This window comes from Phycisphaera sp., from assembly GCA_025916675.1.
GTDB lineage: Bacteria > Planctomycetota > Phycisphaerae > Phycisphaerales > UBA1924 > JAHCJI01.
In genome coordinates this window covers 3,230,866-3,254,720 of sequence record CP098402.1, presented here as the reverse complement: position 1 = coordinate 3,254,720, position 23,855 = coordinate 3,230,866, and the positions used below count along the sequence as shown (strand labels likewise).

Sequence of the window (23,855 nt, the reverse complement as noted above, 5' to 3'; positions counted from 1 at the left end):
ACTACAGATCCTAAAATCCGCTATTTCAAGTAGCCGGGTTCCCCGCCATCGGGTTCTGCCGCTCGAACTGGGCCCTCTGGAACGCGTCGTAGGCCTCATCCCAGACCTGCCGAGTCCAGCCCTTGGCTTTGCGGGCTATGTCTGCCGGATCGATCCGCTGCTGCTTGGCCACGCGTACGCACGCCACGACGAACAACTCGTCGCGGCCGAGGTCCTCCGAGCGGGCCCCATGACCCTGGCTCGGAGGATCCTCGGACCTCGTTTCACGCAGTGGCCCGTGCAGGTGCGCCTTGATCCGCCGCGCTGCCCGATCCTCGTCGTGCTGGGTGATGAATACCGTCTTGCGCTCACGGAGCAGCCAGTAGAACATCGCTCCGGCCCGCCTACCCCGGGCCCTTGCTCGCTCGGCGAGCGCGACGAAATCGAGCCGGGCTGCCTCGCCGGCCGGCCAGAGCCCGAACTTGGTCGCCTGGCCGTGCAGGTCCAGCAGGCGATCTATGCTGGCGAGGTCGATCGATTGGATATCGCGGATGTTCGGCTTCGCCCTGCTCCGCTTCCTTGGTTGCTTCGATGAACGCCGCTTGTAGTGCCTTTGCTTCACCACGCGCGCCGAGCCCCCTCCCTCACTCGGGTCGGTTTCGACACCAGACCGGCTCCGCGCGTGGCGGAGCCTTCTGGTTTCTTGATTCCCCTTCAGGGGAAGCGAGTCTGTGAGATTAGGGCTGGCAGATCCGCCCGAGAATTCGCTCCTTGGGCTAGCAGATTTACCGGTCTGTTGGTTGTCGTTCGAGGTTGTCTTCGCTTGGGTCGCATCGCCCGGACACCAGTCGGTGTTGATCTTGTCGTGCGCGCCCCACCGGTTCAACGCCCACTGCGGCGTCTCGCACGGCTCGAGCCAGCCGAGCTCAATCAGCGTCGCCCGCGCATCGGTCACCGCCCGGCGGCTGATGCCGAAGACCTCGGTGATCCACGAGCCCTTGGTCCTGCCATCGACGCGGTACGTGCCGGAGCTCTTGTGCCAGAACAGCGAGCGGATCAGGGTCGCAAGCATCACACCCGTGACTCCACGACTCAAGCCTGCCGCGAGTGCTCGCAGGGTGCGCCTGGGGACCGGCACGGTCCGTCGTCCATTGGGCACGCGCTCGTACATGGCCCCGAACGACGACGCGTCCTCGATATCGATCTGCTTGATCGAGCTCGCGAATCCGATCTCGTGTGACTCGATCGCAACCAGCCCCAGAGCCTTCAGCTGGCGAACATCTGCTCGCAGCTCTGCCAACGCGCTCTTGGTGCCCCGGCCACCGATTATGTCGGCGACCTCCTCGATCGTGTACAACGGCCTTGTCTTGTTTCGCATGCTTGCACTGGCCGCCCTGCGCCGCTCGGCCATCTCGTGGGCCGCGAAGTACACTCGCAGCTGCTTACGGGTGATGTGGCCATCGACGTGCAGCCACCAGGCCATGCAGAGCTGGTGCGCGCTGATCGAGCGAAACGAGCCCTCGATCCCCTCCTCCCATGTGCCATACTGTGTTTCGTGTGATCGTCGCGATTGTGCGACTGCGTTGTGTCCTGCCATGCGGCCTCCTTCCGCGCGGGCGTAGCGGTCCCCCCGGCCCTCCCGATTGGGGTTGACGGTGAACACGGATCGCGGTATCTTCGGAGTGTGAGATCTGAAGACGATCGTGTGCGGTCCACCGACCCGATCGAGGAGAGCCGCCCTATTGGGCGGCTTTTTCGTGCCGAACGCTCGCTACGCCATGCGCCTCCGTGTGTGGTTGGGCCCGCCGGCTCGGGGATCGAACCGGTTCCGGGGAGCCGTGGTGGCTCAGTCCCACGGTGAGCGAGTCGCTACCGCGCGTCAACCCGCCACCAGCTTCCCACTTCTCACGCACCAAACCCGTTGTGCCCCGAACGTGTGGGTCCAGACGAAGTACCCCGAACGACCGGGGCATGTTGATCGGGGCCGAACGATCTCGAATCCAAGGACATATCCACAGGCTTCCCATCCGCGCGGCCCAGAGCCGTTGACAGCTTCGGGGAGATCGTGCCAGAGTGGTCGTCGTGGGCATCGGGGCATGTCGTCCGGTCCAGAACGTATTGACCCTATTGATCGGTCCAGATCGTTCGACCCCGGACGGTGCCGCTGACGCCCACACCAACTCGACAACAAAAACTGGGGAGAACTCATGCGACACACACACTCGACCACCGTCATCGCCGTCGGGAACCAGAAAGGCGGCGTCGGCAAGACGACCACAACGATCAATCTGGCGACAGCCTTGGGCACGATGGGGAAGCGCTCGCTCATCATCGATCTCGATGCGAACTGCGGCGCGACCCGCAGCCTGGGCGTGCCGCCCGACAGCTACCAGGGCAGCTACGAGGTGCTGCTGGGCGACGAGGATCCGGTCACCGTTGCTCTCGAAACGGACCTGGAGGAGGGGATCGAGTTCCCCGAGGGCGTGTCCCTGATCCCAGCGAATCGCGACCTGGAGTGCGTGGACGCCGAGCTGGCCAGGGTCCACAGGCTGACCGACTACCGGGACTGCCTGCGCCGGCCCATCGAAAAGCTCGTGGCGACGGGGCGGTGGGACTTCGTCTTCCTGGATACCGCACCCAACATCAGCACGCCCACCGCCGCGGCGTACCGGGTGGCCGAGTGGTTCATCCTGACCGCGACCCCGGAACGCCTGGCGATCGAGGGGCTCAACGACGCGATGAGCGACATCGACACCGTGCGCCGATCCAACAACCCGAACCTGAAGCTGCTGGGCGTCTCGTTGTCCTGCGTGAACAAACGCACCAAGATCGCCCGTGAGATCATCGACTGGGTCGACGAGACGTTCGTCGATGCTGGCTTGTATGGCGACTTCAAGAACCGGATCAGCCGGGCCACGGCCGTGCCGACCGCCCAGATGAGCGGGCGGACCATCTTCCAGACCGAGCCGAAGCACAAAGTGGCCGAGGAGTACCGGAAGCTGGCCCGTGAGGTGCTGGACCGGCTGGAGGCCGCCGAGCAGGAGCGGCGTGGACAGCTGGCCATGAGCGGTGCGAGGAGGGCAGGGGCCGATGGCTAAGCGTCGCGACCGGCCCGCCGTCAATCCGCTGGTGAGGGACCACGTGGCGGCGATCGTTGGGCCCGTGGCATCTCCGCCTGTGCCGGAAGGTCCTGCGCCACAAACAGACCGCGGAGCGGAGGAGGGGGCGAGAGGACGAACCCGCCGGCGAGAACGCAGCGACCTAGTCATCCACATCAAGACGAGGGTGACGGCCAGCGAGGCGAAAGAGGTGGAGCGGCTCGCGAGGACCCTGTCGTCCTACATGCAATCCACTGTGAAGGGCAGCGAGGTCACCCGGGCCCTGTGGACGCTGGCGATCCGCGCCCAGGACGAACTGGCCACGATCGCCGCCAAGGCGCCGAAGATCGACCGGCCGTCCTACGGCGACCGGCTCGGCATGGCCGAGTACGAGGACGCCATCGCGGACTTCCTGCTGCTGGCGCTCAAGCAGACACGACGCCGGTGATCGCACCGAGGATCATCGATCGCATGGGTCGTTTCAGGAACTGATCGATACTAAGCCGGTCCAATCGAGCGTTGTCCGGTTTGCCGCGTCGGGGTCGGACTGGATGGGCCACGGCACGTGGTGATGGCCCACCGCATTCCGCCCAATCCGCCGCCGCCCACCAGCCAGCCGCACGATGGCCCGGTCTGGCTCAGCGTCGAGCAGATTCGCAAGCGCGAACGCATGCGACGCGAACGCGTCATCGAAGCGATGGAAGCCGATGAGCTGCCGTTCGAGCGACGCGGACGTGTCCGCTATGCACGGCTCAGCGATGTCATCGAGTGGGGAGAGCGACGACTCAGTACAGCCGATAGCCAAGAACAGACTCTACGCAACGACCTGATGGACCTGCTCTAAGCAACAATAGTCCGCGCCAATTTATGTCACTCATTTGCAGGCCAGTAACATACTATCTTATGTGCCACTCATGATCCAGAACTCAATTCGTGACAGCGTAGATCTCGAGCGCATCTACTGACTACTTGGCCGTGCAGACGCCCCGGCTGACACGATTGAATCGCGCATCCTTCGTCAGGGTCTGGTTGACCAGGACCCGGCCATGGTAGGATCAACACAGCTGACTACGCAACGAGATCTTCTCAGCAGTATCGGATCACCGGCCTGCGTGGTTCAAGCTTCGCAGAGATCTTGAGAGTCGGGACGGCAACTAGCGAGTCGCATTGCGTGCTCGATGCCTTCGAAGACTAGTGATTTTCTGCAAGAACGACGAAGTTCAAATCCGATTACCCCGATTCAACATGTCTGATGGCTCTAGCAGGTGCCATGGCCATCTATGTTTACGGCATTGTTTGATTGTGCCCTTTCATCCTCTCGCCGAGCATGTGGTGGTGCAGAGACTCCCGAATGCAGCGGACCTTGTCGATGCTAGGTGTCGGCCTTCTCGTCGGTTTCGCTGGGCCGAAGCAACCCGGCCGCCTCTTGCAGTTCCTTCCGAGCGTTCTCGATGTAGCTCGCCCCGTTCTCGTCCGGAAACTCGATAGGTTGCGCTCCATTGGGCTTTCTCCGATAGAACTTCGAAATGACCGAGATCAGATCATTTGGGTCTTGGGACTGCCCTGTTTGTCGGCGGACGAGGTACGGGGCGCGGGCATCTTTGTCTAGGTTGCGCCACACCCTTTGAACAAGTTGCTCACGGAAGACCAGCATCTCAGCAAGCAGGATGTTCACTTCATGTAGTGCGCTCTGCGCATCCTCAAGGCACTTTGTACGTGGGTCATTCGGCATCCGCGCCATTACGACCTCGACTTGCGTCTTCCACTCGGCGTACATGTCGCGGAACACGGCGGCGCGACTGCTGAGCTCGTCGAGCGTCGCCGCCCCAGAATGCGCAACCGCAGTACCTACCCGTTGGTTGTTTTTGTCGACAAGGTACCAAAACGCCTTGGCCAAACCGTCGGCATCGTTAGCCAGCTTTAGTCCTGTCGTGACCAAGGAGTCGAACTCTGCTTGCTGCTCTCGGCCGTATGCCTTTTCCCGCTCGACGACGGCCCGGTTCGCGGCAAAATGGTCGTTGATCGCGACGCCGCCAAGTGACGCGCCCGCGCCGATCAGCGCGCCGATGAGCGCGATGACGAATGGCAACTCGAACCACTGTTTGCGGCGCTCGGCGAACGGCTTCACGATCTCCTCGATCCTCTCCCAGTCACGCTCAGTTACCATTGTCTGTGTTTCCTTTGTGACCCGACTTGCACGTGTCGAGTTACCCTAGATCCCAACAGCCAGCGCTTTTCTATTATAATTCTGAAGACGACTGTAGCGAGCGGCCAGTTTGTCGCAGTTGAAAGAGAGACCATCGCATGTCAACATGCGACTAACGATCTAGCCCCCTTCCTGGGCATTTCACCCTTGGAGTACTGGCCCGGACGCACAATGGTCGGTTCGTCCGCCTGCTGACGATCGTCGACAAATACTCAGGCGAGTGCATGGCGATCGATGTGGTGAGGACACTGAACTCGGAGAACGTTCTCAATCGTCCGGAGTGATAGTTTATCACACACGGCAGTTCGGAGTACATTTGGAATGATTACGGTTCCGAATTGACCGCAGAAGTTGTCCGGGAGTGGCTCATCGAACTGGTAGTCAGCGACTGGTGGGCTCGAAGCGGTGCCAGTCGTAGTCGTCGTAGTAGTCGGATTCCATCATTTCCTCGAGTTTCTCTCGACCGTAATAGGTCTTTGAGTACGTGATCTTGTGGTTCAGCTTGCGCAAAAGGCCGGAAGGGACGCCGGAGAATCGGGTCATCCCCGGCACACTGGGATAGGTTGTGGGCTCATCGGCATAGCCATAGACAATGAGCTTGTCGTATCGCTTGGCGGCGCGACCGACCAGAATCCATGCATCCCTGCTCGTGTCACCGGGTGAGACGTTCCACGTAACATCGGTCACGTAGATCACGACTCGCGTCGCTCCCATCAGCAGTTGAGCTTCCGTATGCAACATTATTGGACGCCTCGCGGGCTCTGGCGCTTCGGATAGGCTTGCTCGCGATGGGGCCGACGGCTGTTGGTCACGGTTGTTACGGATCGTGAACATCTCTCGACCGATGCGATTGCGTTGCCTGGACAAAGTCAGGTGAGCGGAGGCGCCTTTCGCGAGTCGAAGGATGGTCTGCTCGGGTTTGGTCCAAAAATCGCGTGCGGGGTTCGGCCGTTGTTGTGTGGGGTGTTGGGATGCGCGAGCGATCATATCAGAGACCTGGTCAGTGAGGTCACCACGTATCGATGGCTTGGTTTCGATTGCGTTGGCTACGGAGGACGCGGCATTGATGCGGTCGGCGAGTGAGTCGTGTGGGGTGCCCCACGTTCTTGATGTCGGAGAGGCACCCTGTCGGCCAGCGATCGCGGTCGCCAGAGCTTCAGTGAACATTCGCTCGGCGGGGTCGACGCCTACGCCGAGGTCTTTGACGAGGGTCTGCCCAAACTCTTCGACCAACGTCGAGTGTGTGCGGAGGAACCCGCGTTCCAGTTGGTCGGGATCGAAGGAAGAATCACGACCGACGTCGTGGATGGAACTGAACAGTGCGGCGCTGGCTTCCTCTGCGACAGAGTCCGCGATTCGTTTAGCATCTTCCGGCGTCCAGGCACCGCTTGGAATGTGATTCGGGGTGTAGACGGCCAGCAGCCGATCAAGGACATCTGGCTCAGCTTCCGAACCATCATTTTCGTGTTTCTCTTCTTCCACCTCGATCTGCCGCGAGAATTTGACTTCAAACCACGGGCGACCCCACCACAGATCGTTGTGCCCTCCCAGCTTCCTCCGAGTTTTGACCTCGGTGATGTTCCAACTCAATATTGTCGACCCCGATCTTGCCGCGTATTCGTGCGCCTCCCTCGGAGGATACTGATTGCGAGCGAATCGCTTCACTTCCGCTTCGGTGTAGTACGCCGGCCAGGTCCACCGTCCAGCAAATGTCTTGATGACAACATCGTCGGCGAAAGTACCGGTGCCCATGATGAGAGCTGTTGCGACAAAGAGCCAGTGATATGAGTGAGCTATGCACATATACTTCTCATTCAAATTCAGATCGAGCGTACCAGTCGTGGACGAGCCACATCCGTGCGTGCCGTTCAAGATCGAAATCTAGTTCGCAATCGCCAAGTCCAAGCGTAACTCGGCAACGGGCGTAGCCGCCAGACGCATTGATGAACGAGACCTCGCCGGGGTAATCGGTGAGTACGTGCGCTAGAAGCGCCAGTTGAAGCGGACTCGTTCTCGCTTCATCCGAAGTGAGCGTGTCCGCCGCTGTGATGTGCCCATCGCGGACAAGGTCGATGAACGTTCCGGCCGTCTTGGAGACATCCGGCGCCGGCAATCGTGCGCTGTCTATTAACGCAGATGGCATCAGTCTCTGAAGAATGCGAGGCAGCGGCGACTTTGGGAAGATAGCACTGGCCACGATAATAATCATGGCTCCGGCGAGCACCAACGCGAGCAGAGAGAGGAATGCTTTCCAATCTTCCTTCTTTCGCCACCACAGCCAATCAATAAGCACGGCTGGAATAAGCCCATGGACAGCGATCCGCCAGATCGTCTGGGCGTCTCCGATGACACCAGTCTTCCACGCCATGAAGGTATTGCCGTCGTCAGCAAAGCTCGGCGTTTCAATCCACCCGGCGTTTCGGGCGACGAACACACCGATTGAAAAGGCGGCGGCGATCAATGGAGCGCTTATCGCGATTCGAACCGCTGGGTTGAGAACAGTTGCTGCCATGACAATTCCCATGATTCCGCACGACAGGTTCGCGCCGATCCGACTCGTAGTCTAGACCACTCGTGACCTGCCCCCGGTTTTCATCATAGTCTCTTTGAGGTCTTGGGCTTGATGTTCCCGCCGCTAGCCAAACCTCATCACGCTCGAGCACCTGTGGCTGCCGTGCATGAGAGGAGAGCTGCCGTTCCGGGCTCCGATGCGGGACAGGACCAAGGACGAAGCAAGAGAACACCTGGGCCTCCGTGCTCGCTGTGGCACTCTGAACACCAGAACGTACTGCAATAAGGTCGTGCATACGCTTCCCGCAGATCGAGTGCAATCATATGAATCTGCTATGTCGTCGCGGAGTCAATCCACGGACTTAAACGTCCAACCCATCCGTTCCATGGCAGCGCGTTGATCTGCGGACAAATGATCATCTCGTATGGCAAGGCAAACAAGCTGCCGAGCCCTTGTCATCGCAACGTGTATCCGCTTGACATTCTCCTGAAGGCGCTTTTGCCTAGCCTTCGCGGCGGTTGGCCGCAGCCCGCTCAGAAAACCCGCTGCAATCAGCTGTTTGAGATCATGGTCGTGAAAGTACGTAGTCAGCACCAACACAGCTTCGAGCGTTTCACCCTTCACGCTGTGAATAGTCCCAATGCCAACCTCCATGGTTCCAATGTCCGTGGCCACCTCTACGCCATCACTAGCAGGGCGCGCCGGCGGTGCTAGTCCACCGTCAGATATGACCGTGTCTTCTGGCACAGCACAAAACGCGATGACTTGAGCATTCCAGTCGTCATCGCACAACGGCTTCAGGCTCTCCAGCAAGTCGGTGGAAAAGGCACCCAGTCCGCCGTCTCCCGCCTCCAGATCGCGGCCCAGCCGGTGAGCCAACACCCTCGAGAGCTTCGGACTGTGCGCATGATCGAGCTCTCGCAGCCTGCGAAGAAGCCGGCGCGGGGTATAGACCTGTCCGTCCAGTCGCACGCCCTGCAATTCGAGAATATGACAGGCGGCGTTGAGCAATTGGTTGCTGCCGGCACCAGTGCCGCGCTCGGCAATCACCTCCGACCGTGCCGCGTGATCGTACTCAGACAGCATTGATAGCGACCTCGATGAGCCCTGTCCAATGGTCACATGAGGCCCACAGTAGTCTGCCAGTATCCCCGGAATCTTGTTTTCGACTGAGGCGCCGTCTCTTCGAAAGCCGATGGCCTTGATCTCATTGGCGTTGAGCTCATGGCCAATCTCCGCGGCAGCGTGTCGTGCAAATGCAGGTATGACTTCGGTGACTCTATCCAACGAGAAGACGAACACAGTGTGACAGCGATCTGGATTGCTCGCATTCCCTTGCATTGCCTCAACGGTCCCGTTGCACACATTCTCAGAGAGCTTCGCAATCGAGGGACTGGCTCTCCTAGACGATGTCATGGACAAGTGGCCCGCCCGCGGAAAACCGGCGCCGGGTTCACTCTGCGAGACTCCGCGATAGATCGCTTGGCGATCATCGCCGAATCGCTGGACAACCGAACGTCTGTGGAAGATCAGGTCGAGCAGGGAAGCCTGTTCAGGATCAGTGTCCTGCGTTTCATCAATGAAGACGACGGGAAACCGCCTCGCGACCGCGTCCGCAGCACGCTTGCGGTGGCGGGCGTACCAGAGACCCATTGCGTTCATATCATCAAACCGGAAGAGGCCCTGCTTCAGCAACTGAGCCTTGAGTTGGACAAGGGCTTTACCGGTTGCGCTCGCAATCGACGGAAGCGATCCTCCGGCTGATGCCAGAACCACTTGGTCTGATTCGTCGAGTGCGAAGTGCAGCCCACGGACCAGCGCCTCGCCATTGTGTTGCCTCTTCAACCAGCCCGTCGCGGTGGCGTAGCTCTGATGGCCAATTGCTCGCATGGCGGCAGTGCCGAACCTCTCGTCGTCGATGACGACGGGCCGAATACCGAAATTAGCGATGACGCCCGGGATTCCGAGATACACGTCTACGAAGGCTTGGATAGTGCCTAGAAAGTGCGGATACCCTTCGAGAGCCCTGAGCCCCGGCACGTGAGAGAAGCGTTTGCGAATCTCGCGGTGCGCGACATTGGTATGTGACAGAATCGCAATGCCGCGATACCGATCTGCCCACGCATCTGTCAAGAGTGCCAATTTGGTGACCAGAAGGGTCGTCTTTCCACTCCCCGCGCAAGCACGGATGTCCGCGGTGTCGCGATGGGCGAGGATTGCTCTTCGCTCTTCATCACACTGGAGACCAAGCGCCTCGACAACACGGTCAATCTCATCATTGGAAAAAGCAGGCAGTCGTATCATCCGGGTGCCGTGTTTGCGACCTCGTCATTCCGCGACGCGTATCGGATAGCTGCCACCAGATACGGCGGAAGTCTCGGCTCTAAGTCAAGGAGCCGTCTCCTGGCAAGCCTCCGAAGGAGTCGGGCCAGTTGCTGGGCGGCCTCGGCCTTGGAGGCCCGAGAGTTCAGCAATGGTGCATAGACTCTGACGGCGATCACTTCTCCGGTGTCTCCGGCTGCAACCCAAGCCGCGTGCTCTCTAAACGCCGCGCGCAGTATTTGCCGGTACTCGGGAGGAGTCAGTGCGCGACGACGACTCTTTGACTTGACCGCCAACATGACAGCGGCGTGCATCTCTCTTGAGAGGCCATGAAGGGCCAGATCATACTCGAATGTCCACGCGTCGGACACGAATGTCTGAATCGGGCCACCATCATCGGACGTGAGGGCCGTGACCCTTGCTTGCACTTGTTCGTCGGAGAGATCGCCAGCAGTAAGCCGCTCTGGGGTAAGATGTTCTTTCGCTTCATCTGGAGGCACATCCCGATCGGCGATACAGGCCACGCGCACTGGAATGTCCGGTCCGTCCGTTCGCTGCAGAATGCGTGAGTAGCGGAACAAGCCGACGGAGCCAACGTTAATGATAGAGACTCCACGCTCGGACAGAGAGCAACCGATCAGGTCGGAGATGATTGGGATCGCGATAGCCTCTGCGTCCCCTTCGACGACCAGCAAGCCGCGTGCAAAGAGCAGTTCTGAGCGCGTGACGTCGAGAAAACGCTCCAGGAATTCATAGTCGGAGGGATCGAGCTTGGTATGGATCGGCGCAAGCGAGAAAGCCCTCCCGGCATGCATCAGAGTGATGTCTGGAAGCGGCACCTTGCATGCGATGTTGGGACTATGGCTTGTCAGGAGAATCTGCAGGCCGCCATTTGTGTCCGCGCCGGTTTCACTTCGGAAGAATTCAAGGAGTCGAACCTGGAGCTGGGGGTGGAGGTGCGCTTCGGGCTCCTCGATCAGAATCAACGGCAAGCAAGGCTCGTCATCGCGTTCAAGAGCAAGCAGCTCTGCAGCCATAAACAGAACGTTGTGATGACCAAGGCCTCGACTCGCTCCGGGGTCGTGATCCGCAAGAGTCAGCTCCATGCGCTCCAGGAGTTGTCGCAATTCCTGCGACGGCATTCCGATCCGACCTTTGAGAGGGGAAGGACCAATGCTGAAGCGTTCAAGGTAGTCGCTGTTTAAACTCGACTCTGCGGTGACGATGGCGGCGCTGCTGCGAATCTCGTGCTCGGCTTTGCGGAGGATGCCGATAAGAGTAGTCGGGCTTGACTCCGGTTTGTCGGGGTCCCAATCGCTGACTTCCTGCCCCCGGAGTTGCGGGTAGGACTGCAGAATCTGCGAGAGCCGAGATCCCTTTTTGGCAGTCAATTCGCTCACCGCGTCGCGAAGCGGCTTCAAGTACGTTGCCCGAAGTAGATTGCGTGAAGGGCCGTCAAATCGAGGCGGGTCATCTCCCGGTCCGGCTCGGCGATCCCACTTGACGGGATTGCGCCTGGAAGAGGTTGCGTTCGCCTCTTCGATTGTCGCCGAAAGCGTGACGCGCAACCGGTAGGGCGACTCCTTCTCATCCTCAGCAACCTCAAGGTACTCAAGAAAGGCCGCGGCTTCGGTCTCGGAGAGACCGGCGAACTCAGCCGAGATTGCTAGGGATGTCCGCCGATTGCCGTCTCGGCAGTGAAAATCATCTGTGGTGATAGGGTAGTACTCTTCGGGCAGTGTACCCAGGAGCAATCGTAGAGCGTCAACAACGGACGTCTTTCCAGAGTCATTCTCTCCGACGAGAAGGCTCAGGCCGGGGTGTAGAGTGAGCTCAAGGTGGCGGTCCTCATCACGGGAGCCGAAGATACGGAAGTTCTCAATCTCTAGTCGAGACAGGTACATAATGGTTTTCTACTGCGAGGTGATGTAGCAGACTGGATTTTGCGTCAGGGGTGAGGCATGGTACTAGGTCGCAACAAGACAGGCATCAAATTGGAACCACCTCGATCAGGAAGCGCTCTTTGAAATCAACTGCCTGTGGATGGTATCACGCTGACCTGGCCCCAGAGCCTAGTCCACCTGGTATGCGACAAAGCGGCGGGGTGCGCTTGTCCCCGTTCCTGTACCAGTGCTGGGTTTAGGGATCTGCATCATCCGGCCGGGCGGACCCGGCCGGATGATGCAGCGAATTCCTCGGGGGCCAGGCTTCCCAAGGCGCTGTGTGGTCTGTCTTGATTGTAATGCAGCTTCCAGCCTTCGATCTTCTCCCTGGCATCGTCGAGCGAAAGAAACCAGTTCTCGTTGAGGCATTCGGCACGGATCCGCCCGTTGAACGCCTCAATCAGCCCGTTATCCGTGGGCTTCCCGGGCCGGCTGAAGTCCAAGCGGACCCCGTTCAGGTACGCCCACTGGTCGAGACGCTTGCTCGTAAACTCGCTGCCGTTGTCCACGCGGATCTTCTGTGGCAGCGAGCCGCGCTCGGCTTTGATCCGATCGAGCACCCTCGCCACGTCGTCGCCGCGCAAGCCGCTGGCCACCTCGATCGCCAGGCTCTCGCGTGTGAAGTCATCCACGATCGTCAGCAGCCGGAATCGGCGGCCATCGAAGAGCTGGTCCGACATGAAGTCCATGCTCCAGCTCTCGTTGGTGTGAGTCGCCCTGGTCAACTCCGGTCGCGTCACGCTGCTGCGATGTCGACGCGGCTTGTGCCGGCCGACACAGAGCCCTTCTTCTCGGTACAACCGGTATACACGCTTGCGATTCACCGTCCAGCCCTCCCGGCGCAGCTTAATCCAGATCCGCTGGTAGCCCCACGTCACGCGTACACCCACGATCTCCTTGATTCGTGATCTCAGCACGGCCTGATCGTCCTTCACGCTCTCGTAGCGTTGTGTGGCCCGGGGATGGCGTATCACCTCGCACGCACGACGTTCGCTCAGGCCGTACGCCGACTGCGTCCTCTTCACCATCTCCCGGCGACGACCAGGCCTCAGAGCTTTCCCTTGAGGGCGTCCTGAAGAATGTGCTTGTCGAGACTGAGATCCGCGACGAGCTGTTTCAGCTTCCGATTCTCTTCCTCGAGCGCCTTCAGCCGACGCACCTCGGCCACGCCCATACCGGCGAACTTCTTCTTCCAGCGGTAGAAGGTCTGCTCGCTGACGCCCATCTTCCGGCAGACGTCCCGGACGGCGGCACCGCCCTCGGCTTGCCGCAACGCGAACGCAATCTGCTCCTCGGTAAATCTCGACCTCTTCATGATCCTGGCCTGCAAACAAAGGCCGGATTCTTGCGCGAAACCTCACCCTACGGATGGATCAGGAAACAGGTACGAGCGCACGGGTGTTAGGCCATGACGACAGCCTCACCCTATTCGACTTCCTCGCCTTTCAGAATGCGTTCGACGCGGGGTGCTGAGGCGGACTCAGCCCCGCGCGGCTCCCATGCTCGGCGCTTACCCTGGATCGATCGCGTAGCGATCGGTATTGTCGTGCACGTGCTTAAGCTGCTTGCAAAAGTCGCTCACAGGTTCCAGTACAGGATCGGGTTGATCAGCGGCCCGACTATGATGCTCGCGCCCACTGTGTCGGCCGCGGCACCAGCCAGGCGCCGCGGCGTGTGCACTCCCACGCTCACCCCCTTAGGCTCTGGGCTTATTCACTAGAGGCGATCATCACCATGAAGCTCCTACGACTCAGTCTTACAACTTCTTCTTGGCATACGGGATCTCCTCTGTGGGGCCACAGCCAGCGCTTCTTGCTGCTCTCCTCTATTGGTGTACTTGCAGCCATGGTGCCCCTGTCCGGCTGCGTGTTTCAGCCCAAGCCCAAATCACTCTTCGCTCATAATCCGCCCGCACCACCGACGATCTTCTCGCGAGTTACGCCGCTCACCCGCGCAACAGTGAATGACTCTCCAAGAAAGACCGACATTCGGCGATTAATCGACTACTTCTCAGAGAAGGCGGTTGGTGCCCTTCCTGAGATCAAGCAGGGTCCAACCTATCACGGCGAGCAACCAATAATCTCTGGGATGCTGCCACCTCTTCTTACTATCTGGCAATCACTTGCCGCCATCGAGTCGGGTGCCAGTGCAACGCATCAATTCGAGCAGGACTATCAGACGCTTTTCGACTTCACAGATGCACCCCATTCAATTCGCGCTGGTTCAACAGTTCCCGACGAGCAGGCTGCGATCGACCGAGGTCTGACTCGGGTTACAAGGGATGGCGCGAACATGGGGATGATCGTGTACCCCTACTATTCCGATGAACGAGTCCGCAATCGTGTTAGCTGGCCGCCAACCGCAAATTCGTTCCAGTCGCTTTCTCCGTCAGAACGCAATTTGTTTTGGGAGCATACGGACATTTTTGCCCCGGCCTTTGACGACGCAGAAGGACTCTACTTTCTACCCGAACAGACTTTTCCCACCTCCTATCGGTTGGTCTATCTAAGTGCGATCACACATGAAATAGGTCTTCCCGAGTGGCGTAGGCGAGCGTGGACGTGCTGGATTAACAACCAGATCTACGCACCTATGTCAACTCGCGCGGATCAGTTTGTCGATCTGATTGCTGTCCCTGATGTGTCGACGGGGTCGATCAGAACCCGGCCTCGGGAGACCGCGGCTGGATCAGAGTTCGCTGCGATCACACGAAGCGACGAACGGCGCACGCCCCCCGGTGAGCGCATTGAAGCACGACTGCAGGTTTTAGACGCGATGCTTCGCGTGAGCAGTTACTCCGGTCACCCTCCCGTGGAAATGGACCTTGCGAGCGCTACGAGCACACTGCGGACACTCGCAGGCGAGAACTGGGAGCAGGCTGGTTTTCCTTCGGAGATACTGGGCGAGAGGGTTGGCTCCATCCTCGATGCGTTCGGTCTTGAGCAACCTGTCTCGATCGATCTGATAGACCGAGGGACGGCCGACATTGAGTTCATTAGCAGCGAGATCCGCATTCGTGCCAACTCTGCGTTCTTATTTGATCTTCTCACATTGGCATTTGTAAGCGCTGGTGCAAGCACTATTGACTCGACCTTGGAAACCTGGGTGGGTGTCCCTGGCCTTCCTCGCACATCCCGCACAACGAACGCTACTGACGAGGTTTACCGTCGCTACCTATTACTAGTTGATTTTCTACTGCTTCATGAACTGGCCCATGTTTTTCCTGAACTCACTAAGGATGAAGTGCAGTGTGATAGTGCCGCACTTGCCGCGATCGGTGTGGTTCAAGATTCAGATGCAGAGATGCTTATGGCAAGTGTGCGTCTTGCCTACGAGGGCCAGAGGCAGCGCGAGGCACAGGATGAGTTAGTGCATCGCCTAGCGAACCTCCGAAAGAAGCTCCAATCCACCGGTGGATAACGCGGCTTCGAGATCTCGTTTCTCAGGCTCGGTGAGGGGTGTCCACTCGACAGCGTAGCCCCCACCTTGATATCCGGTTCGTATGACTGGCCTGTACGGTACGTAGCCAACTACGCGTGGCTCGTCGATCACCACCACGCCATCTGAAAGCCATGACAGGTCGCCGGTGGCTCCGGCATCGATCTCACCGATCTCGCGTTGGATCACATTGGCGTCTAGCGTGAGTCTGCGGCCTTGCCAGTCGAGCGATTCGACTTTAGCGCCGGCCCAAGTTACTGTCTGCCACAAGATAACCGTATCTCGAAAGAACTCAACGTCAGCTTCGTTAAGATCTCTGATGAACTGCTCGAGTCGCCGAACATCGAGACTGTGCACAGTCACTGTGCCGGGGTCAACCTTAACGAATGACATGCCGGCTCGTTGCAAAGACGCTTCAAGGTCTGGCCCAGACAAGACGGTCGGAATCAGACCTAGGTGGATGTCGCCCCCAATGAATTCGCTCGACGCAACAACAACTTCGTCCCAGGTCTCGTCACCGAGAGCTGCGCGCGGAACATCGTCTTCTGGGATCACCGGCCTTAGCGAGCCAGTAGGAAGTCCGACGGAGGCTACTCTCCACTTCCCGTTCTCGTCACGTTTCAATACGGCACCAGGAGCATAATAAGATAGCGGCGAATCTGTAGGTTCAAACCCGCGCGACGATACAATGCGTGACAGCGCACTGCTCGCCGGCCTGAACTGTGCAGCTGAACTGCATCCACTTGCGCACATAGCTACCGTCATCGTCAGGGCGCCGTGCCAACAGTTTAAGGCTCTTCTCATTCTATGTTCTCCAAATGGTCGCAAAGCCCTGCGTGAGACATGTCATCGTGCAATGCAATTATAGCGACGCAACGAGCCAGCTGTTTGTGATGCTCTTGACGAAGACGTTTGCTACGTCGCTCAGGCCTTGCACAGGATTGTCTGCGTTCAACCTCGGGTCCTCGGTACTGTGTTGTCGTCATACTGGTGGTGTTGCGGCCAGGATCACTTCTACTTAGGAGACGCGCCGGGCAAGGAGGTCTTGACCTGCCCCCCAGAATCCAGTCCATCCGCTATGTGATAACTTGGCAGGATGCGCTTGTCCCAAGGTCGATCGCACCGTGAGCAATCGGGCGGGCACTCGCGCTGTGTACCAGTAATTTCTGCACTACAAATTGGTCGATCGAGGTCGGATCAGATTGACTGACCGACCCATGGAGTCGCCCTCAGAGGCCGTGACGGCTGCTTTTGAGGTGTGTTCCTTGGTTCAAGAGGTCGATAGCGAGGCTGTTCTTTGATGTCGTAAACTAATTCGTGATCGTGTCTTGCGCACGTAGAATTAACTTGTGATGTACAGCCATTGCACTACAATTGGTACGGAGCCCACCCAGAGTGAGCTAAACACCCGTTCTGTGACCTTTACCTTAGAGTCCAGCCACAGCGGTACCCACTAGCAATGCGTTGGCTACTCGCTCACCGACATGTTCCATCGCCTGGCAATCGACGCCTATGGAACTCCAAGTCTATCTGATCCGATTCATGAGTTGCTGCCGCCTCACAGCATTCACTGCATTCTTGGGATCCTTTGCACCAAGAGTCCCGCCGATTGCGCCGCCAGCAATCGCGCCGAGCTTCGCACCAACCACCGCTCCCACTGGCCCTCCGACACAACCGAGTATGCCTCCAACAACGGCCCCAGACTTCGCACCACAAACCGAGCCCACGACGCCACCAGCAACCTTGTCCGTCGTCGAGTGATAGGCCATGCGTATTTCCTTGATTGTTGAGTGCGTTCATCAGCCACAACGGGTAATACAAGAGTATACGTCGGTGCATGTCCCAACGTATGACTCACCACCTGCCACACGTACAGCCACCTGTCCACCTCTTTGGAGCAATCACAATCGACCTTGGCCTCTGGGCTCTGGGCTCTTTGGCGGCTGGACAACAAGCACTCCCCCCAATTTGGGGGGTCGATCATCTCCTTACAGTATCGTCACCACAGTCATACCCGACCTCATGATGCCGTACCATCACTTGGCACGAGATCGATGCCTGTTTGTTGCTCAGGACATCTGACCCGCCCCCCAGAATCTAGTCCATCTGCTATGCGGTCCTTTGGTGGGATCGGACGCACCTGAGAAGGCAGGTCTTGTCATGGCACGGATCGAGCACAGCGTGGAACAGATCATCAATAAGCTCCGCGAGGCGGAGGTGCTGCTGGGCCTAGGGATGAAGGTTCCCGAGGTCACGCGGCGGCTGGGGATCACCGCGCAGCCGTACTACCGGTGGCGGCCGCATTACTAAGAAGCTGGCAGCTTGCGTTCCAGATCGGCCCGTACGATCAATCGGGCAACAGGTCTGCGTTCAGGATCTCGCTCATCTCAAAGATCACGGGTTGATCTGGGTCGGCCACATGCTTGCGGGCCAGGGCGGTATAGTGCGTTGGCAACTTGGCCAGGTAGGCCCGGTCTGGATCGTTGACCCGGCGGATGATCTTGCCCGGGACACCCATCACGACCGAGCCATCGGGCACTTCGAGCCCCGGCGGCACGACGGCGCCGGCTCCGATGATGCAACCGCTGCCGATGTTGGTACGCCCGAGGATGACCGCGCCCATGCCGATGAGCGTGTTGTAACCGATCGTCTCGCCGTGCACGATGGCACCGTGACCGATGATGACATCGTCGCCGATGACATTGGCGTAGCGGTGGTCACAGTGGATGACAGCGTTGTCCTGAACATTGGTACGGTCACCGATGACCACCGGCGCGACATCACCTCGGATCGTGGCGCCGTACCAGATGTTGACCTCTCGGCCGAGGCGGACATCACCTACGACCCGGGCGGTATCGGCGAAGTAGCGGCCGTCGCGTTCGTGCATGGTCATGGAGCGGATCTCGATAGCCGGAGGGGTGCTCGGCGGCCGTTCAGCATCGGCACGCTGCGGTTCGCCGGGCGTTTAGTGATCTCACGCGGCGCAAACGCAAGTCGTCGCGGCTCATCGACGCACGGCTGGTTGTAGCGCCGCCAACGCATCCGAAACGCCGTCATTCGCATCGACCACTCTGGCACCCGCTGCCTGCTTCGTCAGAATTGTACCTGTCTCATCCTTGGGGACTCGGCCGCCGGTGGCTCGGGGCCAGAACAGTCCCGCGAGATCTTGCTGGGCACGCCAATGTGTGAGATTGGCTTCGGTGAGCGTTCGTCTCGCGTCTCGTGCGGTTGACCTGCCAAACGATGAGGCGATAGACCAGATACGACAGGCCGATGCCGAGAAGCACGACGGCGATCATGTCTGCAGACAGCACGGCAATGACCGGCGCGCACTGCGACGATTTTGACTTAATCGCGGTGTACGCCGCGAACGCTGCCCACGGGATCAGCGTGGCGAGAGCCTGAACGCAGACCTGTTGCCCGATTGATCGTACGAGCCGATGTGTCACGCGTCTTAAGGCTGATCGGGTGGAGCAGCCATCCGGGGTTATCGCTGAGAAACGCGTCGATGCTGGCGGTGGCGAAGGCCGCGTGGTGCAGCCCGGGACCGCGCTTCCAGAGCGCTCGGGCGTATGGGCCATCCTCACCGAGAGGCTCGATGAGCAGGAGGCGGCCTGGCCGGCCCGGCGGGCCCAGATAGAGCTCGCGGGTGCCCTCGCCCGGGAATTCTTCGATCGGGCCGCAATCAGCATCGACCTGCCCGAGGCGGGCGAGCATGCCCTCAATTGAGCGGACGAGCAGTGCAGCGTGATCGAGCATGGCCCATGGTATTGGATGGGGCCAGTGGAGGGCTGGGGGCACATACGGGGTGTAGCGCAGCTTGGGCAGCGCGTCTGACTAGGAGCCAGAAGGTCGGACGTTCGAATCCTCTCACCCCGAGTAGTGGCCTGAGCAGATAGCGGGACCAGCAGCTGCACTCTGTGCATCCAAAGTTGCGCACTACATTTCGGTTAATCGAGGTTAGATGAGGTCGATTGATCGACCCTTGAAACAGCCTTCAATGGCCGTGAAGGCTGTTTTTTGGGGTGTGTTTCTTGGTTCAAGACGTAAACAAGCAGGCTGTTCTCTGATGTCGTAAGCCAATTCGTGGTCGTGTGTTGCGCACATACAAACCACTTGCGATGTACAGCCATTGCACTACAAATGGCACGGAGCCCCACCCATATTTGTAAACACCCATTCCGTGACCATTCCCCCTGAATCCAGTCCATTTCGCCGAGTGGTCACATCGCAGGTTGCTAGATTTTGGGGAGCAGGTCATCCATCGCCTGACCCTCCTTTTGATCAAGGCCCAAGACTGTCATTCGAGTCTGGCTGGGCCTCGCAGGACAAATCGTGACACCCCCATCTAGGGAGGGTCAGTGTTCTTCATAGATAAGACCGAACGCTGTCCCGCATACCATCGGGCATGTCCACGCCACTCCCTCCCAGCTTGGGAATATCCAATACGCGCACTACGACGCGGCTGCTGGAAGAATTGCATGACAGGGATAATGTGCTGGCATGGGAGAGTTTCGATGCCCGCTACCGACCGATCTTGACCGCCTTTGCCCACCGTCTTGGGTTCGCCGGCGATGATGCGGCCGAAATGGCCCAGCAGACCCTTGCCGAGTTCGCGCGGGCGTACGCCCAGGGACGATACCAGCGCGGGCGGGGGCGGCTGAGCTCGTGGCTCATCGGCATCGCCAGCAACGTGGGCTCTGGGCTGCGGCGACGAGCCGCTCGGGGGCCGGCCAATACCGGTGATGAGTTGCTGGACGATGCCTGGGCCGACCAACGCCTGCTCCAGGACGCTTGGGATCGCGAACGCGAGCGTGCCATCGTGATCGAGGCCATGTCGATCCTGCGCGACACCAGCCGGGTGCAGGCGGACACGCTGCGGGCCTTTGAGTTGTTTGCCATCCGTGGCGTGCCGGCCGAGGAGGTGGCCGCCCAGTGCAGCATCTCGGTCGACGCGGTCTACGTCGTCAAGAATCGACTCACAGGCCGCTTGCGTGAGATCGTGCAGGAGCTGACCGTGGCCTACGACGAGAACGGCTGATGCGCGATTGCCCAGGTGCCTCGGATCTCGAAACGCTGGCCTCGCGCGACGAGGCGACGCCGGCCGTGCGCCGGCACGTGGCGCGCTGCCCGGCGTGCAAGGCCCAGCTCGAAGCGGTGCGCGCGAACGATCGCTTCCTGATCCACGCTGCGGGCGACTTGGCCGAGGCCCTGCGGGGCGAGTTGCATCCCCAGGTATCATCTCGCCCCCTGCCCGAACGCGACAGCATCCCCGGCTATCGCATCGTCGAGGAGATCAGCTGCGGCGGGCAGGGTGTGGTCTACCGGGCTATCCAGAGCGATACAAAGCGGCCCGCGGCGATCAAGATGCTCCTGGCCGGGGCGTTCGCCAGCGACCGGCAGGTGTACCGCTTCGAACGCGAGACTGAGCTAGCCGCGGGCCTGCGCCATCCCAACATCGTCACCATCTTCCAGTCGGGCGCGGCGACCGACGGAGGGCGGTACGTCGCGATGGAGTTCGTGACCGGTGTTCCGCTGGACCACTACGTCGAGGACACGCTCGGCCGGGCCAGCAGCGGCGGCAAGGCGCGCGCTGACGCCGTCATGCGGCTGATAGTGCAGGTCGCGATGGGCGTGGGCCACGCGCACACGGCCGGCATCATCCACCGAGACATCAAGCCAAGCAACATCCTGGTCGACGAGCACGGCGTGCCCCGCGTGCTCGACTTCGGGCTGGCGCGTTCGATCGAGACGGCCCCCGACGCGCGCTCCAACGCGCCGATGACCGAGAGCTTCGCTGGCACGCCCGCCTACGCCGCCCCGGAACGGCTGAACGAGCAGCACGAGCACACCGACGCGCGCAGCGATGTCTATTCGATGGGCATGATGCTTTACCGCCTGCTGACCGGTGTTTCGCCCTACCCGTGCGACGGCCCGATTGCCGCGGTGGCTCGGCACGCGGCCGAGACTATGCCCGCGCCGCCGTCGCGCTCCGTGCCACGTTTGCCGAAGGATGTCCAGACCATCGTGCTTCGATGCCTGACCAAGGATCCCCAGCGTCGGTACGCCAGCGCATCGGCCCTGGCCGAGGACATTGAAGATTACCTGGCCGGGAACCCAATCGCCGCCCGCCGCGACAGTGCGACATATGTGCTACGCAAGCTCGTGCTGCGAAACCGTGCCGCCTCGGCCGCGGTGGCGATCGTCGCGCTGACCGTGCTGCTGGCGGCCATCGGCTTCGCCCTACTGGCGACCGACCTCGACCGGGCACGCCGCGAAATCGAAGCCACGCTCTCGGACAGCACTGTGCAGCGGGCCCGGTTCATGGCCAAGGCCGGCGATCCGCAGCAGGCCGAGGCGCTCTTGTGGGACGAAGCCATCGCTGCGGGCATCACCACGAGCGACTTGGCGTTGTGGGAGGCCCCCGCCAGCCGGTTGCGTTCGGCGTGGTCGCTGGCCGAGTTCTACGCGGGCTTGCCGCGCCTGATGCGAGCCCGCGCCGACACCTTCTTCCGCAGCGTGGGGCTCGACCCCGAGCGTGAGTTGATGTGGGCCATCGACAACAGCGGCTCGCGATGGTCGTGGTCGTTTGACGGCCGGCCGATCAAGCCCACGCCGGAGCTAGCGTCCTGGCCCACGACCTCGGTTGCCAGCCCGAACGGGCGGTACGTCGTGCTGCATGGCGAGTTGGACGGCAAGAGGACGGCGCAGGTCTGGGATGTGGACCAAGGCACCGTGGTCGGGCCATCGTTCGCCTCCGAGCAATCGGCATATTCCATGCTGGTCGAGGACGAAGGCCGGGTCTTGGTGCGTCTCAACGAGCCGGAGCTGGGCTCGACCCTGGTCTGGAACGTTGACGACGGAACTTCCCTCGCCCTGTTCGGGCCGGAGATTTTCTGGGTGCACCTGGACCGGGACGCGCAAGGCGAACTGTTCCTCTTGGTCGGCACCCGAGACCAGTCCTCCGCCCGCGTATCCATTGCGCGACCGCCCAACTGGGATGTGCACCGATCCGTCGATATTCCCAATGTGCCTGTTTTGGCCGGCAAGTACGATCGGATGGTCTCCCCGGTCCTGAGCCATGATGGCCAAATGCTCGCTGCGGCAGTCGGTGACCAACTCCTCTTGTTCGATGTATCGGCGGCCCCGGAACTGCTGTCGCGCGTTGATGCGCCAACGGTCAATATCGGGCAGATCGTGTTCGACAGCCAGGACCGTTCGCTCATCGTGACGGGGACCACCGACGGCGTGCTCATGATCTTCGCGGTGCCCGGGCTCGACCTGCGGCACGATGATACCGGCGCCTTCGGCAGGATTGCATCCGCGGGGGACCCGCCGCTGGCGGCGATGACCGCGGCCGACGGCGTCGCTGTCTATGCCACAACCGACCGCCCGTGGCTGACGCGGATCAAGACGAATCCGCAGACGCAGATGTCGATTACCACCTCTCTCCATGGCACGCTGGCCTGGGGCGACGATGTGGGCACGCTGTACATCCGGCCGATCCGGGAGCCGCACGACGCAACCCCGATCCCGGCCCACGACGACGAAATCAACGCTGTGTGCTGGTCGCCCGATGGCGCGACTCTGCTGACCACTGGAGCCGACGGCGCGATCCGTGAGTGGAAGTCCGATGGCCGGCCGCTGCGCGTCGTCGCTGAGGGCCTGCCCCCGCTCTGGAGCGTGCAATACAGCCTCGACGGTCGATCGATCGCCGCTGGCGACTTCGGCGGCGTGATCCGGGTGTGGAGGGAAGCGGGACACGATGGGCCAGTGGAGCCATTCGCGTACCACACTGGGATGCATCGCCTCCCGATGGTCAGGTTCAGTCCCGATGGCCGCCGGTTGTTGTGCGCGGCCGTTTCTAGTTCATGGGAGCCCGCCAAAGCCACCGTGCTCGACCTGGAGACCGGCGAGCAACTTCACGAGCTTTACGGCCACGGTACGACCATCCGGGCCGTTGCGTGGTCGTCCGACGGCGAGCTGGCCGTCACCGGCGGCGACGACCGCGCCCTGCGCGTATGGGATGCCGAAAGCGGCGATTTGCTGCGCACGATCAGGGGGCTGCCGTGGGGGCCATACGACCTGGTCTTCCATCCCCGGGGCAGCGTGCTCTTCGCGGTCGGCCCGGGTGGCTCGATCGTCGTGATCGACCCGCACGCGGGCGTCGAGCTGGCGCAGCTGCCGGTGCATGACCGCTCCATCTTCTCGATCGCTCTGAGTCCCGACGGCACGAAGCTCTACACCTCTGGCCAGGACCCCTGGATCGGCATCACCGACCTCAATGAGCTGCTCGGGTACATCCGAGGGAACGAGAATTACTGGCGTGAGGCCGAGCCGCTCGAATAACCCTGCCC

At 60.6% G+C, this 23,855-nt stretch carries 17 protein-coding genes, 1 tRNA gene and 1 pseudogene; 8 read left to right on the top strand and 11 right to left on the bottom strand.

Annotation, left to right across the window (positions count from 1 at the left end):
• Positions 1 to 25: 25 nt before the first annotated feature.
• Positions 26 to 1,576, bottom strand: coding sequence for a hypothetical protein (locus NCW75_13840; GenBank protein UYV12366.1), 1,551 nt, complete (start codon positions 1,574 to 1,576; stop codon positions 26 to 28).
• Between the two features lie 610 nt (positions 1,577 to 2,186).
• On the opposite strand from NCW75_13840, the gene NCW75_13835 reads away from it, so the two are divergent.
• From NCW75_13835 to NCW75_13825, 3 genes are all read left to right on the top strand, one after another.
• Positions 2,187 to 3,077: a ParA family protein gene (locus tag NCW75_13835; GenBank protein ID UYV12365.1), complete on the top strand. Its 891-nt coding sequence runs from the start codon at positions 2,187 to 2,189 to the stop codon at positions 3,075 to 3,077.
• 244 nt (positions 3,078 to 3,321) lie between these two features.
• Entirely contained in the window at positions 3,322 to 3,525 is a 204-nt protein-coding gene (locus tag NCW75_13830; GenBank protein ID UYV12364.1) for a hypothetical protein, read from the top strand.
• 123 nt (positions 3,526 to 3,648) lie between these two features.
• Complete coding sequence (locus tag NCW75_13825; GenBank protein UYV12363.1) at positions 3,649 to 3,921, top strand: hypothetical protein; 273 nt, start codon at positions 3,649 to 3,651, stop codon at positions 3,919 to 3,921.
• A 528-nt stretch (positions 3,922 to 4,449) separates the two neighbouring features.
• Here the strand turns inward: NCW75_13825 and NCW75_13820 are convergent.
• From NCW75_13820 to NCW75_13790, 7 genes and pseudogenes are all read right to left on the bottom strand, one after another.
• Positions 4,450 to 5,244, bottom strand: a complete 795-nt coding sequence (locus NCW75_13820; protein ID UYV12362.1) for a hypothetical protein — start codon at positions 5,242 to 5,244, stop codon at positions 4,450 to 4,452.
• Between the two features lie 420 nt (positions 5,245 to 5,664).
• The gene (locus tag NCW75_13815; protein UYV12361.1) at positions 5,665 to 7,155 is read right to left on the bottom strand and encodes a hypothetical protein; all 1,491 of its coding nucleotides are present in this window, start codon (positions 7,153 to 7,155) and stop codon (positions 5,665 to 5,667) included.
• On the bottom strand, positions 7,094 to 7,795 hold the full coding sequence (locus NCW75_13810; protein ID UYV12360.1) for a hypothetical protein: 702 nt from the start codon (positions 7,793 to 7,795) through the stop codon (positions 7,094 to 7,096). Before NCW75_13810 ends, NCW75_13815 begins: the two co-directional genes overlap by 62 nt.
• Positions 7,796 to 8,143: 348 nt before the next feature.
• Complete coding sequence (locus NCW75_13805) at positions 8,144 to 10,099, bottom strand: UvrD-helicase domain-containing protein (GenBank protein UYV12359.1); 1,956 nt, start codon at positions 10,097 to 10,099, stop codon at positions 8,144 to 8,146.
• The gene (locus tag NCW75_13800; protein ID UYV12358.1) at positions 10,096 to 12,021 is read right to left on the bottom strand and encodes an AAA family ATPase; all 1,926 of its coding nucleotides are present in this window, start codon (positions 12,019 to 12,021) and stop codon (positions 10,096 to 10,098) included. Before NCW75_13800 ends, NCW75_13805 begins: the two co-directional genes overlap by 4 nt.
• Positions 12,022 to 12,269: 248 nt before the next feature.
• Positions 12,270 to 13,256, bottom strand: coding sequence for an IS3 family transposase (locus NCW75_13795; GenBank protein UYV14199.1), 987 nt, complete (start codon positions 13,254 to 13,256; stop codon positions 12,270 to 12,272).
• Positions 13,223 to 13,375: pseudogene (locus NCW75_13790) on the bottom strand (transposase). The gene NCW75_13795 and the pseudogene NCW75_13790 overlap by 34 nt, the downstream one beginning before the upstream one ends.
• Positions 13,376 to 13,794: 419 nt before the next feature.
• On the opposite strand from NCW75_13790, the gene NCW75_13785 reads away from it, so the two are divergent.
• Positions 13,795 to 15,480: a hypothetical protein gene (locus NCW75_13785; GenBank protein UYV12357.1), complete on the top strand. Its 1,686-nt coding sequence runs from the start codon at positions 13,795 to 13,797 to the stop codon at positions 15,478 to 15,480.
• On the opposite strand, the gene NCW75_13780 is transcribed toward NCW75_13785, so the two are convergent.
• Entirely contained in the window at positions 15,439 to 16,122 is a 684-nt protein-coding gene (locus NCW75_13780; protein ID UYV12356.1) for a hypothetical protein, read from the bottom strand. The two genes, NCW75_13785 and NCW75_13780, sit on opposite strands and share 42 nt — an antisense overlap.
• A gap of 1,536 nt (positions 16,123 to 17,658) precedes the next feature.
• Here NCW75_13780 and NCW75_13775 point away from each other — a divergent pair.
• Positions 17,659 to 17,808: a hypothetical protein gene (locus NCW75_13775; protein UYV12355.1), complete on the top strand. Its 150-nt coding sequence runs from the start codon at positions 17,659 to 17,661 to the stop codon at positions 17,806 to 17,808.
• A 37-nt stretch (positions 17,809 to 17,845) separates the two neighbouring features.
• Here NCW75_13775 and NCW75_13770 read toward each other — a convergent pair whose 3' ends face one another.
• On the bottom strand, positions 17,846 to 18,391 hold the full coding sequence (locus NCW75_13770) for a gamma carbonic anhydrase family protein (protein UYV12354.1): 546 nt from the start codon (positions 18,389 to 18,391) through the stop codon (positions 17,846 to 17,848).
• A 455-nt stretch (positions 18,392 to 18,846) separates the two neighbouring features.
• Positions 18,847 to 19,257, bottom strand: coding sequence for a hypothetical protein (locus tag NCW75_13765; protein ID UYV12353.1), 411 nt, complete (start codon positions 19,255 to 19,257; stop codon positions 18,847 to 18,849).
• 45 nt (positions 19,258 to 19,302) lie between these two features.
• Between NCW75_13765 and NCW75_13760 the strand changes: the two genes are divergently transcribed.
• The 3 genes from NCW75_13760 (at position 19,303) to NCW75_13750 (ending at position 23,847) form a co-directional block, all read left to right on the top strand.
• Positions 19,303 to 19,377 (top strand) — tRNA-Pro (locus tag NCW75_13760).
• Positions 19,378 to 20,035: 658 nt separating this feature from the next.
• Positions 20,036 to 20,539: a hypothetical protein gene (locus NCW75_13755; protein ID UYV12352.1), complete on the top strand. Its 504-nt coding sequence runs from the start codon at positions 20,036 to 20,038 to the stop codon at positions 20,537 to 20,539.
• Positions 20,539 to 23,847, top strand: a complete 3,309-nt coding sequence (locus tag NCW75_13750; GenBank protein ID UYV12351.1) for a protein kinase — start codon at positions 20,539 to 20,541, stop codon at positions 23,845 to 23,847. Before NCW75_13755 ends, NCW75_13750 begins: the two co-directional genes overlap by 1 nt.
• Positions 23,848 to 23,855 lie beyond the last annotated feature (8 nt).

Bases quoted from the DNA above. Each gene is read 5' to 3' on its own strand.
- NCW75_13800 (UYV12358.1), bottom strand. From the start codon at position 12,021: ATGTACCTGTCTCGACTAGAGATTGAGAACTTCCGTATCTTCGGCTCC.
- NCW75_13805 (UYV12359.1), bottom strand. From the start codon at position 10,099: ATGATACGACTGCCTGCTTTTTCCAATGATGAGATTGACCGTGTTGTC.
- NCW75_13750 (UYV12351.1), top strand. From the start codon at position 20,539: ATGCGCGATTGCCCAGGTGCCTCGGATCTCGAAACGCTGGCCTCGCGC.
- NCW75_13820 (UYV12362.1), bottom strand. From the start codon at position 5,244: ATGGTAACTGAGCGTGACTGGGAGAGGATCGAGGAGATCGTGAAGCCG.
- NCW75_13825 (UYV12363.1), top strand. From the start codon at position 3,649: ATGGCCCACCGCATTCCGCCCAATCCGCCGCCGCCCACCAGCCAGCCG.
- NCW75_13770 (UYV12354.1), bottom strand. From the start codon at position 18,391: ATGACCATGCACGAACGCGACGGCCGCTACTTCGCCGATACCGCCCGG.
- NCW75_13785 (UYV12357.1), top strand. From the start codon at position 13,795: ATGAAGCTCCTACGACTCAGTCTTACAACTTCTTCTTGGCATACGGGA.
- NCW75_13775 (UYV12355.1), top strand. From the start codon at position 17,659: ATGGCACGGATCGAGCACAGCGTGGAACAGATCATCAATAAGCTCCGC.
- NCW75_13835 (UYV12365.1), top strand. From the start codon at position 2,187: ATGCGACACACACACTCGACCACCGTCATCGCCGTCGGGAACCAGAAA.
- NCW75_13840 (UYV12366.1), bottom strand. From the start codon at position 1,576: ATGGCAGGACACAACGCAGTCGCACAATCGCGACGATCACACGAAACA.
- NCW75_13765 (UYV12353.1), bottom strand. From the start codon at position 19,257: ATGCTCGATCACGCTGCACTGCTCGTCCGCTCAATTGAGGGCATGCTC.
- NCW75_13810 (UYV12360.1), bottom strand. From the start codon at position 7,795: ATGGCAGCAACTGTTCTCAACCCAGCGGTTCGAATCGCGATAAGCGCT.
- NCW75_13830 (UYV12364.1), top strand. From the start codon at position 3,322: ATGCAATCCACTGTGAAGGGCAGCGAGGTCACCCGGGCCCTGTGGACG.